A 14,188-nucleotide genomic window follows, 5' to 3' on the forward strand; every position below is an offset into this window, starting at 1 on the left:
AAAACCTCGGCACAGGATGACGTGCCATCCCTATCAGCACTTGAACGCTGACCCCAATCGTGATGCTCATTTTTATGTAGTAATGGAGACACTCATGAAATCTTTGACCCCTATCGCTGCCGCAATTACTCTCGCTATCAGCGGTACCGCTTTTGCGGCAGATAATGTTACCGAGCAACTGCAATATGGAAACGGTAACACGGTAAATTCTTTTCAGGTTGGCGCTGGAAGCCATGACAATTACGTAAAACAAGTACAATATGGTGATCACAATGCCGCTGTCGCTTCACAAGGCGAAGAGCATGACAGCGAAGCCATACAATACCAATATGGTGACGGTAACTTCTCCAACATAACCCAAATTTTTGGGCACGATAACCATGCCACTTCCAAGCAGGTAGGGGACCACAATACTTCAGTAACCCTGCAGGTTAACGAGCACCATAGTAAGTCTTACCATTACCAGGAAGGTAACGGTAACGACGCTAAAACGCTTCAAACTTTTGGTGGGTACAATGTTGCCAAAATTAAGCAGAGTGGCGACTATGGCAAGGCATCCATAACCCAGCTGGGTAGCTACAATGGCGAGGTAATTATCAAACAAAAAGGCGACCATGCTGACACCGATGTTATACAAACCGGCGAAGGGAACTACGTCCATATCTATCAGGGTCATGGTGGTATGAACGATGCCGACGTTCACCAGAGCGGTAATCACAACGATGCTCATGTTAAGCAAAAAGGCTGGATGAACGACGCACATATCAACCAGCCGGGTGATTATAACTACGCAAGCATCAAGCAGCGTGGCTATAAAAATGATGCCGAAATTGATCAACATGGCGACCATAATGATGCCAAAACTCGTCAAAAAGGCTGGAGGAATGACGCGGACGTCGATCAATACGCTGATAAAAGCTATGCAAATATAGAGCAGTACGGATATAAAAATGATGCCGATATTCGCCAAGCTTATGGGGAGCATAACGATGCCTCCATTGATCAGAAAGGCTTCTACAACGAGGCGGATATCTCCCAGGCCGGTTACTATAACTACGCCAATGCCAAGCAGATTGGATATGGCAACGACGTCTATCTAGGCCAGATCGGTAGTAAGCATAAGGCGTTAGCAGTCCAGGTCGGTGGATACAATGAAAGCTTGGTCGGCCAGTTTGGCCACTGTGAAACTGCACTGGTTCTTCAGGTAGGCCATGCAAACAAGAGCGTTGTTTTACAATAGAAAACTATCAGAAAGAAAAAGGGCGGCCTATGGCCGCCCTTTTTTGTGGTGAGGGACCTTATTACAGGTGCTCTACCGTATCAATCTCATACTCCACTGCGCCAGAGGGAGTATGCACCACAACCACGTCTCCCACTTCCTTGCCAATCAGGGCACGGGCAATCGGTGAATTTACTGAGATTTTGTGTTTCTTCACATCAGCTTCATCGTCACCAACAATCTTGTAGGTTACTTCCTGATCATTATCCAGGTGAATAATCGTTACTGTAGTACCGAAAATTACCTTGTCGCTGGGCTCAATCGACTTTACATCGATCACTTGTGCATGGGACAGCTTGGCTTCAATTTCCTGGATACGCCCTTCAACAAAGCCCTGCTTCTCCCTCGCCGCGTGGTACTCGGCATTTTCCTTCAAATCACCGTGTTCTCGCGCCTCGGCAATAGCCTGTACAACAGCGGGGCGTTCGACTTTTTTCAGATTATCCAATTCTGAACGCAGCGCATCTGCGCCTTCAACGGTCATTGGTACCCGGTTCAATGTGGGACCTCCATTATAGTTACTACGAAACCGGGCCCTGTGTTACCACAAGGCCCGGTCGGAACTTACGAATTGTTGTGAATGCTTAGGACAGCTTTACCACACGCTGGTGCAAATCCTGCAGGCGGCGAACCTGCAACGGCTGCTCCTGGCGCATGGCCATCGCCATGGCCTGAGCGGCCGCCAGGGTGGTGGTGTAACACACCTGATGGTTCTCGGCACTGCGACGGATATCCGCAGAGTCGCGAATCGCCTGGCGACCTTCGGTGGTGTTTACCACCAGTGCAATCTCGTCGTTTTTAATCATATCGACGATATGCGGGCGACCTTCACTCATCTTGTTGACGGTTGTAACGGGAATATCGTTTTCTTGCAAGACCTTGGCGGTGCCACGGCTGGCAATCACCTCGAAGCCCAGCTCCACCAGATCGCGGGCAACGCCCACTGCATCGGCCTTGTCGAAGTCACGCACAGAGATAAATACGCGGCCGGACTCCGGCAGGCGATCGCCAGCGGCAACCAGGCCCTTGTCGAAGGCTTCCGCGAAGGTGGCGCCTACGCCCATCACTTCGCCGGTAGACTTCATCTCTGGGCCAAGAATCGGGTCCACTTTGGGGAACTTATTGAAGGGGAATACAGACTCTTTGACGGAGTAGTAGTCCGGAACGATCTCTTCAGTAAAGCCCTGCTCTTTCAGGCTGATACCCGCCTGACAGCGCGCGGCCACTTTCGCCAGTGAAGTGCCGATGCACTTGGAAACGAAAGGCACAGTTCGGGAAGCGCGCGGGTTCACCTCGATCACGTAGATCTCGCCGTCCTGGTAGGCCAGCTGGGTGTTCATCAGGCCAACTACGCCCAGTTCGCGAGCCATGGCTTTCACTTCCTCGCGCATACGGTCCTGCACATCCGGCGGCAGGCTGTAAGGTGGCAGGGAGCAGGCGGAGTCACCGGAGTGAACGCCACACTGTTCGATGTGCTGCATGATGGCGCCGATTACAACATCCTGGCCATCGGATACCGCATCGATATCCACCTCAATGGCGGCGTTGAGGAAGTGGTCCAGCAGTACCGGCGCTTCGTCGGAAACCTGTACCGCTTCTTTCATGTAAGTGAGCAGCTCGTCTTCTTTGTAGACGATCTCCATGGCGCGGCCGCCCAGTACGTAAGACGGGCGCACAACCAGCGGGTAGCCCACGTCTTTCGCGGCCTGGATGGCTTCGGAGACAGAGCGCACGATAGCGTTCTTTGGCTGTTTGAGGCCGAGACGCATAATCATCTGCTGGAAACGCTCGCGGTCTTCGGCGCGATCGATCTGCTCTGGAGTGGTACCAATAATCGGCACACCTTCGTTGGCCAGGTAGCGCGCCAGGTTCAGCGGAGTCTGACCGCCGAACTGTACGATTACGCCTTCCGGCTTTTCTTTGGCAACGATTTCCAGCACGTCTTCCAGGGTTACCGGCTCGAAGTAGAGGCGGTCGGAAGTGTCGTAGTCAGTGGAAACGGTCTCCGGGTTACAGTTGACCATGATGGTCTCGTAACCGTCTTCGCGCATCGCCAGAGCGGCGTGTACACAGCAGTAGTCGAACTCGATACCCTGACCAATACGGTTGGGGCCACCGCCGAGTACCATAATTTTCTTCTTGTCGGACGGCTCTGCTTCGCACTCCTCATCGTAGGTGGAATACATATAAGCAGTGGAAGTACTGAACTCAGCTGCACAGGTGTCCACACGCTTGTAAGACGGGAATACGCCCAGCTTGTGGCGGAATTCGCGCACACTCTTTTGGCTCACCCCCAGTAAGTCGGCGAGGCGGCGATCGGAGAAACCCTTACGCTTGAGGAAACGCATATGCTCAGCAGTCAACGCTGAGGTAGGCAGTGACTTGAGCGGCTCTTCAATTTTGATCAGCTCTTCGATCTGCACCAGGAACCAGGGATCGATACCGGACAGATCGTAAACTTCGCCGACGCTCATGCCCATGCGGAAGGCGTCGCCCACATACCAGATACGCTCGGCACCGGGTACGGAAAGTTCGCTGCGCAGACGGCTCTCAGCGCCGTCTTTGCCCGGGTCAATCTTGCTTTCCAGACCGAAGCTGCCCACTTCCAGGCCGCGCAGGGCTTTCTGCATGGACTCCTGGAAAGTGCGACCGATCGCCATTACTTCACCCACAGACTTCATCTGGGTGGTCAGGCGCGCATCGGCCTCACCAAATTTCTCAAAAGTGAAGCGCGGAATCTTGGTGACAACGTAGTCGATGGACGGCTCGAAGGACGCCGGGGTAGCACCGCCGGTGATATCATTTTGCAGTTCATCCAGGGTGTAACCCACTGCCAGCTTGGCCGCGACCTTGGCGATCGGGAAGCCGGTGGCCTTGGAGGCCAGTGCGGAGGAGCGGGAAACGCGGGGGTTCATCTCGATCACCACCACGCGGCCAGTCTTCGGGCAGACGCCGAACTGTACGTTGGAGCCGCCGGTCTCAACACCGATCTCGCGCAGTACCGCGATGGAGGCATTGCGCATCAGCTGGTATTCCTTGTCGGTCAGCGTCTGCGCCGGGGCAACAGTGATGGAATCACCGGTATGTACACCCATCGGATCGAAGTTCTCGATGGAACATACGATGATGCAGTTGTCGTTCTTATCGCGAACCACTTCCATCTCGTACTCTTTCCAGCCGAGCAGGGATTCGTCGATCAGCAGTTCATTGGTGGGGGAGAGGTCGAGACCGCGCTTACAGATCTCTTCAAACTCCGGCCAGTTGTAGGCCACACCGCCACCGGAGCCCCCCATGGTGAAGGACGGACGGATAATCACCGGGAAGCCGAACTCTTCCGGTACCTTCTTCGCCTCTTCCATGGAGTGGACGATCTTGGCGCGCGGAGTTTCCAGGCCGATCGCCTTCATCGCCTTGTCGAACAGGTCGCGGTCTTCCGCTTTCTCGATAGCGTCTTTGTCCGCACCGATCAGCTCGACATTGAATTCCTTCAGGACACCGTGCTTGTCCAGGTCCAGTGCGCAGTTCAATGCTGTCTGGCCGCCCATAGTGGGCAGGATGGCGTCGGGGCGTTCCTGCTCGATAATCTTGGCTACGGTGCGCCATTCCACCGGCTCGATGTAGGTGGCATCGGCCATGGCCGGGTCGGTCATGATGGTGGCCGGGTTGGAGTTCACCAGGATCACCCGGTAACCCTCTTCGCGCAGCGCCTTACAGGCCTGGGCACCGGAGTAGTCAAATTCGCACGCCTGGCCGATCACGATGGGGCCTGCGCCGATAATCAGAATGCTTTGGATATCTGTGCGTTTTGGCATCTTTCTTCCGTTCTACTACCGGCTAAGGCCGGCTGCGCTAAATTTCATTCGTGTCTTGTAAGGAGACTCTAAACAACTCCGTGATGCCTCTGGCTTGCAGAGCGGTTCACAATCAAGGCGCGGCTTCGCAGGAATGTCTAGACCTTTCAAGAAGTCGCAACGCGGAGTGTGAATCGCTATGCAAGCCCCGAAGGGCGGGCCTTGAAGGCCACAGCTGCTGCGTTGCAGCTCTTGCAAAGGGCTACGGCCATTCGCGGCGAGCTGCGCCTAACATCTGCAGCCTTCAAGGACCCGCAGAGGTATTACGGTGTTATTCAGAGTCTCCTTATAACCGCCGCAAAAGCGGCGGTTGTTTGCCCTACCCTGGGCTGGCTACGCCCTTAGGCGCGCTCTTTCATCAAATCGATAAAGTGGTCGAACAACGGTGCCACATCGTGAGGGCCCGGGCTCGCTTCCGGGTGGCCCTGGAAGCTGAAGGCCGGCTTGTCCTTCAGGTGAATACCCTGCAAGGTGCCATCGAACAGGGACTTGTGGGTAACTTCCACATTGTCCGGCAGGCTGTCGGCGTCCACTTCGAAACCGTGGTTCTGTGCAGTGATCATCACCTTGGTGCTGTTCAGGTCCTGTACCGGATGGTTGCCGCCATGGTGACCGAACTTCATCTTGGCCGTTTTACCGCCCACCGCCAGGCCCAGCAGCTGGTGGCCCAGGCAGATACCGTAAGTGGGAATGCCCGCGTCGAGGATTTCGCGGATAGCGGTAATCGCGTATTCACAGGGCTCGGGGTCACCGGGGCCATTGGACAGGAATACACCGCTGGGATTCATCGCTAGCACTTCAGAGGCCGGGGTCTCCGCCGGTACTACGGTGATATCGCAGCCACGATCCACCAGCATGCGCAGGATATTGCGCTTCACACCAAAGTCGTAAGCCACCACTTTGAAGGGCTGTTCCGGCGCGGCCTTGTGGCCTTCGCCCAGCTCCCAGGTGCCTTCATTGAAGGGGTAGGCTTCCTTGGTGCTCACTACCTTGGCCAGGTCCATCCCTTTCAGACCTGCAAATTCCTCGGCCTTGGCCAGGGCTTCTTCGCGGTCGATATTGTCACCGGCAACGATGCAACCGCTCTGTGCACCCTTGTCGCGCAGCAGGCGGGTCAGGCGACGGGTGTCGATATCGGCGATACCAACGATATTGCGCTCGCGCAGGTAGTCTTCCAGGGACTGCTCGTTGCGGAAGCTGCTGGCCAGCAGCGGCAGGTCGCGGATTACCAGGCCGGCAGCCCAGATATCAGCGCACTCTTCGTCTTCCTGGTTGGTGCCAGTGTTGCCGATGTGTGGGTAGGTCAGAGTCACAATCTGGCGGGCGTAGGAGGGATCGGTGAGGATCTCCTGATAACCGGTCATGGATGTGTTGAACACGACCTCGCCAACAGAACTGCCGTGGGCACCGATTGCGCGTCCTTCGAAGACACTACCATCAGCGAGCACCAGCAGCGCGGGAGTTGTACTCTGCATAAAGTTGTGGGGCATGAAGGCCTCCGACGTAGGGACAGCTTTAGTCAAGTTGAACTCCAATCTTCAGAACTGCTTCCGGGCGGGGTTTGTGGGCTTTGGAGCACGCGGCTCCTGACTGGCACGCGCATAAAAAAGCGAGATGAAACATCGCAGCTTCATCTCGCTTTAAAAATCTTTTCACGCGCGGCTCTCACAAATTGGCCGATGCTTGCCACCGGCTTTTTAGTGGGCTCGCGCTGCGCGATCAAGCTTCGCGGCACCGGCCCAAATTCGGGCGCAGATTCTACGCGAATTTACCTCTGGACGCTAGTGCAAAAATACGCCAAGCCTGGCGGGGCGCTCTTCTTTACTCTGGTTTCTGCCCCAGGCGGAACAAGCTGTTTCCCATTTTCAGCTCAGCCTTTTCCAGCATGGTCTTGTTCATGCGCAGGGCTACTTCACCACCGCTATCGGCAAACTCAATCATACCGCCAGTTGCAGCAAAGCGCTGGGCATCACTGATAGTGAGAACCGGGAAGTACTCTACAGCCACCAGGGCCTTGAGTAAGCTGGCACGCTCCATGGCACCGAGTACTACGATCTGGCACTTGCGCGCCTGCAGCATCTCTTTCAGGTCAATCTTTTCCAGCTCCACCCGACGACCGTCGATACGCTGGTTCTTAAAACGCTCCGCCAGGGGTTCACCTAGAGAATCGCCTCCCATCAGGCATACCCTGAAAGGCGCGCGCTGATTGGCAAAAGCGTTGACCGGCCACTGCAGGTTGTAAGCGAAGTGCAGAATGTAATCCACCATCACCCTTCTCCCCAAAGGGGTATCGGAAAGGTTCACTGCCGCCTGCACTACTGGCGCAGCAAGTAAGATTAGAAGTAGAGAAAGACAGGAGAGGGTGCGACAGCTGGGAATTTTCACGATCGTTAAAGCCCTGGGGTTGCGCCATCCGGGGCCATACAATTATCGCCCCAAAACGGTTTTAATCGGCGGAGGCCCACGGTTTGGGACCTACACCGGGGCTCTGGTTGCGCGCCTGCAAAAAGCCCGGCCACCCCTGAAGGTTAGTCTACCGGGCCTGCCAGTGTCGGCGCCATTCCCGCTCCAGCGACAACTACACCACCTGCGGACTGCCTCCACTGCCATCGCCTGTTACCGCCGGGCGCCATTTGAGCGCCTTCTCAATAGACATAATCATGGCGCCAGCCACATCCTTACGCGTGGCACTCTCAATCCCTTCAAGACCAGGAGAGGAGTTCACTTCCAGCAACAACGGCCCCTTACTCGAGCGAATAATATCCACCCCAGCCACCTTGAGCCCCAATACTTTGGCAGCCTTAATCGCCAGGCGCTTCTCCTCCTGGGTGACTTTCACTACCGAAGCAGTCCCACCCTGATGAATATTGGCACGAAACTCCCCAGGTGCCGCCTCCCGCTGAATTGAAGCCACCACGCGACCATCAATGACAAATAAGCGCAGATCCTTACCTTGCGCTTCGCGGATAAACTCCTGCACCAATAAATTCGCCTTCAGGGACTTGAACGCGTTGATCACCGACTCCCCCGCTTTGCGGGTTTCTGCCAGCACCACGCCGCGCCCCTGAGTACCCTCCAGCAGCTTCACAACCAAAGGTGCGCCACCCACCATTTCAATCAGCTCATTGGTATCCACCGGGGAGTTGGCAAAACCGGAGGTAGGAATACTCAGACCGCTCTGCTGTAACAGCTGAAGGGAAAATAGCTTATCCCTAGACTGGCTGATCGCTGCAGAGCCATTCAGGGCAAACACATCCAGGCTTTCAAAATGACGCGTCAGGGCGCAACCATAGAAAGTCTGGCTTGGGCGGATACGCGGAATCACGGCATCCAGGTTATTGAGAATTCGCCCGTCCCGATAGTGCACCTCTGGCTCACTCGGGTCGAGCTTCATGTAGCACTGGCGGATATCGAGAAAGCTCATGCGATGCCCCCGCTCGGCACCGGCTTCCATAATGCGTCGGTTACTGTAGAGATCCGGATTGGATGCCAGTACACCGATACGCAGGCCAGTACCCGCAATATGGTGTTCATCCCGGTAGAATTCATCCAACTGGCTTTGGGGAATCTCACCCAGGCAAAAACTCTCTGAGGGGTCCACCAACATACGCCCCAGCATGGCCTCCCGACCAAGCAACATGCGATACCCCATACTGTCGCGATTAGTCAGGGTCAACTCGATATCCCAGACACTGCCCCCCACAGACATGGATGTGCGAATGACCGGGCGCTTCTCGCTTTCACCTGAGGAGCTCCGCACCAGGCGTTTATCCAGCAGGCGAGCCTCGCAACGCACAGAGGGGCGACGCTGGTGCTGCAATGGATGAGCCTCAAAACTTACCCAGGGTTCACCGTCGCGCTTAAAGGTATGGATGTTGTAAGCGTGCAGACAGGAAGTTTTCGCTCCAGAATCCACTCGCGCCTTAATCGCCGGAATGCCAAGTGCAGGAAATCCGCACCACTCCTCACTGCCGACAATCAGCTTCTTTTCCAATAGCAGTTCCTCAAAAAGGGATTACAGGGTGGCCAATTAGGGAGGGAAACCCAGCGGCCTTTTATAGCTTCGCCCACAAAAATGGCGGGCAAATGAAAATTACAAAATCATCTGGCGGCGCCCCTGCAGGCACCAAAAATATCTGTTCAGGGTGAGATTAGTTCAGCCCCAACACATCGCGCATATCATAGTGTCCAGGTGCGCGCACACTGCCATCACCAGCCAGCCACAAAGCAGCCCGAACCGCGCCACGGGCAAAAGAGAGTCGGCTGCTTGCGCGGTGACTGATCTCAACCCGCTCCCCTTCAGCCAGGAACATCACAGAGTGCTCTCCAACCACGTCGCCACCACGCACGGTGGCGAAGCCGATGGTATCGCGCCCACGGGCGCCAGTCTGGCCCTCGCGCCCATAGATCGCCACTTTTTCCAGGTCGCGGCCCAGGGTCTCGGCGACTACCTCTCCCATACTCAACGCAGTGCCCGAGGGCGCATCCACTTTGTGGCGGTGATGCGCTTCAACAATTTCTATGTCCGCATCTTCCCCCATTACCCGCGCAGCGGTCTCCAACAACTTGAAACACAGATTTACACCGGTGGAAAAGTTACTGGCCAGGCATAGAGGCACCTTCTCCGTATTGGCCAGCACCTGTTTTTTCTGCTCCGCATCAAAACCGGTAGTGCCAATGACAATGGGACGCCCATGGGCAGCACAATAGGCAGAGTTATCCACAGTTGCCTGCGGCGCAGTAAAGTCAATCAACACATCGAAGTCAGCCTTTTCCAGGCTATCCACAACGGCGATACCATTACGCCCGAGCCCTGCGACTTCGCCGGCATCAGCTCCCACCAGGCTGGAACCCGGGCGTACAATTGCGGCGCTTAATTCGGCATTATTCGCAAGCTGTAGCGCCTCTGCCAGCGCCCGCCCCATACGTCCGCCAAACCCTGTAACCGCTATCTTTACTGCCATTCCCACCGCTCCTGTGTGCACCCTTAAGGCCTGGGATTCTACCCTGCACCCTCAGTGGCGCATAGCGAAATAGACCCCCTTTAAATGAAGAAGAGTGCAGACAATAAAAGCTGCTACCAGGCAGCTAACACACCATGGAAATATCAATGGTAATCTTTATTCCCAAGAGAGAGTTTGCTGCCAAAACGCTCTTGACCACCGCTGCTAGTCTTTATGTGATGGGATAAATGGAGCGCCAATATGCGACTTATGATCCGATCTAACCACCTGCCGCATCTACTTGTGGTGGTTATTTCCCTGACCCTGGCTTTTGGCAGCATGCCGGGCTCAGCCCAGCAACAAGGTGCCAATGCGGATTTTTGGGAGAAATACGATGACATAACAGATTGGGTGACGCTGCGTCTGCAGCTCACCCCTGAACAGGAAAAAGTCGTCTTGCCCATCCTGCAGGAGAGTTTTGCGGAAAAAAAGGCAGTATTGGAAGCCTATAGCTTGTTGAGCGACAAAAAAATTGATTTAACCCCCAAACAACGTGGAGAGATCGGCGCACAAATGGCTGCCATCAGCGCTCAAACGCTGAAGGAATTAAAGGGAAAATTAAATCAGAAACAACTAAAGGAGGCGGGCAGAATTCAGCACGAATTCCTGCGTGAATTTGCTAACAGGTTACGGGTCCGGGCAGCCCAGGAGCGCTGACCCAGTAAAGATATTACTGGGTCATTCCAGTGCTCACTCAGCCAGCTCTAGCAACTGAGGGAGCCAAGTGGAAGATTAAAGCTTCATATCCCCAAAGAAGTTCTTCACACCTTCAAACCAACCGGTCTGACGAGGTGCATTTTTCTTTTCGCTCAGGGTATTGGCAAATTCCTGCAGCAATTCTTTCTGTTTGCCGGATAGGTTAACTGGAGTTTCCACTACAACCCGACACAGCAAATCACCGGTAGCGCCGCCGCGTACTGGAGTAACGCCTTTGCCACGCAGGCGGAACAGTTTGCCTGTCTGGCTCTCTGCCGGGATCTTCAGCTTCACCTTACCATCCAGGGTTGGTACCTCCAGCTCACCGCCCAATGCAGCGGCGGCAAAACTGATCGGCACTTCGCAGTAGAGGTTCTTGCCATCACGCTGGAACAGTTCGTGCTCTTTTACCACCACTTGTACATAGAGATCACCGGAGGGACCACCATCGGGGCCTGCTTCACCCTCTCCGGACAGGCGGATACGATCACCGGTATCCACACCGGGGGGAACCTTCACAGATAGGGTTTTGGTTTCTTCTACGCGGCCACGACCGTGGCAGCTGCCACAGGGATCGGAAATGATAGTGCCACGACCGCGACAATTGGGGCAGGTTTGCTGTACAGAGAAGAAACCCTGCTGCATCCGCACCTGGCCAGCACCACCACAGGTGCCACAGGTTTGCGGCGAAGAGCCAGGCTTGGCACCAGAGCCGTGGCAGGTATCACAGGAAGCCAGGGTCGGCACCCGAATCTTGACTGTGGTGCCGCGCACCGCGTCCTCGAGGTCCAGCTCAAGATCGTAGCGCAAGTCGGAACCCCGCGCCGGGCCACCGCGACGGCCACCGCCACCACCACCGAAAATATCGCCGAACACGTCGCCGAAGATATCGGAGAAGCCACCGAAACCGCCGGCACCACCACCACCCATCTGGCCCTCTACACCAGCGTGGCCAAATTGGTCATAGGCAGCGCGCTTCTCTGAGTCCGACAGGATCTCGTAAGCTTCATTAGCTTCCTTGAATTTGTTTTCCGATTCCTTGTCATCAGGATTGCGGTCCGGGTGGAACTTCATCGCCACCCGGCGGTAAGCTTTCTTCAGCTCTGCATCTGAAGCGCCGCGCTCGACGCCCAGGACTTCGTAATAATCGCGTTTCGACATAAAACTATGTTCTCTGGTCCGGCATCAAGAACGGCCAAACTCTTTCTACTTCTCTGTCCCTAACCAAGCTCCGCGTTGCGGAGCACTGCCAAAATAAGAAACATCACTTTTGGCAGCTATCTGAAACAACACAGGGCGCGGGGCCTATTAAGAAGGCGCCGCGCCCCTGAAGTTTTCCGGCAGCCACTGTATAAGCTGGTACCGGAAATGCAAGCGAACGCTTACTTACCTTCTTTTTTGTCGTCCTTTACTTCTTCGAACTCGGCGTCAACAGCATCGTCGCCAGCGGAAGATTGCTGCTGCTCACCCTGCTGAGCGTCTGCACCAGCGGCACCTTCAGCGCCCGCGGCCTGGGCCTGCTCGGCGTACATCTTCTGTGCAACCGGACCAGAAGCTTCGGTCAGCTTGGTGGTGGCAGCTTCCATAGCAGCCTTGTCATTGCCTTTCACCGCCTCTTCCGCTTCAGTGATAGCTGCTTCGATTGCAGACTTCTCTTCAGCGGTGGCTTTGTCACCGGCTTCTTCCAGGGTCTTCTTGGTAGCAGAGATCAGACCATCGAGGGTATTGCGGGTTTGCACCAGCTCCTCAAACTGCTTGTCCGCTTCGGCATTCGCCTCAGCGTCCTGAACCATCTTATCGATCTCGTCCTCGGAGAGACCGGAGGAAGCCTTGATCACGATGGACTGCTCTTTACCAGTCGCCTTGTCTTTCGCGTGTACGTGCAGGATACCGTTGGCATCGATATCGAAGGTCACTTCGATCTGGGGTACACCGCGGGGGGACGGCGGAATATCAGCCAGGTCAAAACGACCCAGGGATTTGTTCTGGGAAGCCTGCTTGCGCTCACCCTGTACCACGTGAATGGTTACCGCAGTCTGGTTGTCTTCCGCAGTGGAGAAAACCTGGGACTTCTTGGTGGGGATAGTGGTGTTTTTGTCGATCAGCGGAGTTGCAACGCCACCCATGGTTTCGATACCCAGGGTCAGTGGCGTTACGTCCAGCAGCAGTACGTCCTTTACGTCTCCAGACAGTACGGCGCCCTGGATGGCAGCACCCATAGCAACAGCTTCGTCAGGGTTAACGTCTTTACGCGGCTCTTTGCCGAAGAAATCGGTGACTTTCTGCTGTACCAGCGGCATGCGGGTCTGGCCACCAACCAGGATCACTTCGTCTACGCCTGAAGCGGACAGGTCCGCATCTTGCAGAGCGATTTTTACCGGCTCCAGGGAACGGGCTACCAGGTCTTCTACCAGGCTTTCCAGCTTGGCGCGAGTCAGCTTAACCACCAGGTGCTTGGGACCGGTGGCATCTGCAGTGATGTACGGCAGGTTCACTTCGGTCTGCTGGCTGGAGGACAGCTCAATCTTGGCTTTTTCCGCAGCTTCTTTCAGGCGTTGCATGGCCAGGGGGTCGCCTTTCAGGTCGATACCCTGGTCTTTCTTGAACTCTTCCGCGAGGTAGTCGATCAGGCGCAGGTCAAAGTCTTCACCGCCGAGGAAGGTGTCACCGTTGGTGGACAGTACTTCGAACTGCTTCTCACCGTCGACGTCTGCAATTTCGATAATGGAGATATCGAAGGTACCACCACCCAGGTCGTATACCGCTACAGTGCGATCGCCACCCTGCTTGTCCAAGCCATAGGCCAGGGCTGCCGCAGTCGGCTCGTTAATGATGCGCTTAACGTCCAGGCCCGCGATACGGCCGGCATCTTTGGTTGCCTGGCGCTGGGAGTCATTAAAGTAAGCAGGTACGGTAATTACCGCAGCTTCTACTTTCTCGCCGAGGAAATCTTCCGCGGTTTTTTTCATTTTCTTCAGGACTTCGGCAGAAATCTGCGGCGGAGCTTTTTTATCGCCTTTCACTTCTACCCAAGCGTCGCCATTGTCAGCTTCGGTGATGGTATAGGGGACCATCTTGATATCTTTCTGTACAACGTCGTCTTTAAACTTGCGGCCGATCAGACGCTTAACCGCAAACAGAGTATTCTGGGGATTGGTCACCGCCTGACGCTTGGCGGACTGGCCCACCAGAATTTCGTTGTCGTCAGTGAAGGCAACAATAGAAGGCGTAGTACGATCACCTTCGGCGTTCTCGATTACACGCGCCTTGTCACCATCCAGTACCGCTACACAGCTGTTAGTGGTACCCAGGTCGATGCCGATAATTTTTCCCATCTGTAAAATCCTCATTTGATGCGC

11 protein-coding genes and 1 pseudogene are annotated in these 14,188 nt (G+C 55.3%); 3 read left to right on the forward strand and 9 right to left on the reverse strand.

Features of this window, described 5'->3' with window-relative positions; all coding sequences use genetic code 11:
* Nucleotides 1–94 precede the first annotated feature (94 nt).
* Nucleotides 95–1,240, forward strand: coding sequence for a hypothetical protein (locus ACJJI7_RS02970; RefSeq protein WP_282952485.1), 1,146 nt, complete (start codon nt 95–97; stop codon nt 1,238–1,240).
* A 61-nt stretch (nt 1,241–1,301) separates the two neighbouring features.
* On the opposite strand, the gene greA is transcribed toward ACJJI7_RS02970, so the two are convergent.
* Complete coding sequence (gene greA, locus ACJJI7_RS02975; RefSeq protein ID WP_026305241.1) at nt 1,302–1,778, reverse strand: transcription elongation factor GreA; 477 nt, start codon at nt 1,776–1,778, stop codon at nt 1,302–1,304.
* A gap of 85 nt (nt 1,779–1,863) precedes the next feature.
* A complete protein-coding gene (carB, locus tag ACJJI7_RS02980) occupies nt 1,864–5,091 on the reverse strand; it encodes a carbamoyl-phosphate synthase large subunit (RefSeq protein ID WP_282952484.1) in 3,228 nt (1,075 codons plus the stop codon).
* 168 nt (nt 5,092–5,259) lie between these two features.
* Here carB and ACJJI7_RS02985 point away from each other — a divergent pair, with 168 nt between their 5' ends.
* Entirely contained in the window at nt 5,260–5,475 is a 216-nt protein-coding gene (locus ACJJI7_RS02985; protein ID WP_282952483.1) for a hypothetical protein, read from the forward strand.
* Here ACJJI7_RS02985 and carA read toward each other — a convergent pair.
* From carA to dapB, 5 genes and pseudogenes are all read right to left on the reverse strand, one after another.
* Complete coding sequence (carA, locus tag ACJJI7_RS02990; RefSeq protein ID WP_020414636.1) at nt 5,472–6,620, reverse strand: glutamine-hydrolyzing carbamoyl-phosphate synthase small subunit; 1,149 nt, start codon at nt 6,618–6,620, stop codon at nt 5,472–5,474. The two genes, ACJJI7_RS02985 and carA, sit on opposite strands and share 4 nt — an antisense overlap.
* Before the next feature lie 331 nt (nt 6,621–6,951).
* A complete protein-coding gene (locus ACJJI7_RS02995; RefSeq protein WP_245556715.1) occupies nt 6,952–7,515 on the reverse strand; it encodes a YfiR family protein in 564 nt (187 codons plus the stop codon).
* 193 nt (nt 7,516–7,708) lie between these two features.
* A complete protein-coding gene (gene rimK / locus ACJJI7_RS03000) occupies nt 7,709–8,638 on the reverse strand; it encodes a 30S ribosomal protein S6--L-glutamate ligase (protein WP_245556720.1) in 930 nt (309 codons plus the stop codon).
* A 132-nt stretch (nt 8,639–8,770) separates the two neighbouring features.
* Nucleotides 8,771–9,124 (reverse strand): annotated as a pseudogene (locus ACJJI7_RS03005) (ATP-dependent zinc protease family protein); the annotation flags it as partial.
* 157 nt (nt 9,125–9,281) lie between these two features.
* Nucleotides 9,282–10,094 (reverse strand): 4-hydroxy-tetrahydrodipicolinate reductase, encoded by an 813-nt coding sequence (gene dapB / locus ACJJI7_RS03010; RefSeq protein WP_444900991.1) that lies wholly within the window; start codon nt 10,092–10,094, stop codon nt 9,282–9,284.
* Nucleotides 10,095–10,334: 240 nt separating this feature from the next.
* Here dapB and ACJJI7_RS03015 point away from each other — a divergent pair, with 240 nt between their 5' ends.
* Nucleotides 10,335–10,790, forward strand: a complete 456-nt coding sequence (locus tag ACJJI7_RS03015) for a hypothetical protein (protein ID WP_020414632.1) — start codon at nt 10,335–10,337, stop codon at nt 10,788–10,790.
* Between the two features lie 75 nt (nt 10,791–10,865).
* Here the strand turns inward: ACJJI7_RS03015 and dnaJ are convergent, their stop codons facing one another.
* Together dnaJ and dnaK are read right to left on the reverse strand one after the other, a co-directional pair.
* Nucleotides 10,866–11,990, reverse strand: a complete 1,125-nt coding sequence (dnaJ, locus tag ACJJI7_RS03020; RefSeq protein ID WP_020414631.1) for a molecular chaperone DnaJ — start codon at nt 11,988–11,990, stop codon at nt 10,866–10,868.
* Between the two features lie 221 nt (nt 11,991–12,211).
* Nucleotides 12,212–14,164 (reverse strand): molecular chaperone DnaK, encoded by a 1,953-nt coding sequence (gene dnaK, locus ACJJI7_RS03025; protein WP_282952481.1) that lies wholly within the window; start codon nt 14,162–14,164, stop codon nt 12,212–12,214.
* Between the last annotated feature and the right edge of the window lie 24 nt (nt 14,165–14,188).

The organism is Microbulbifer variabilis (assembly GCF_056232115.1).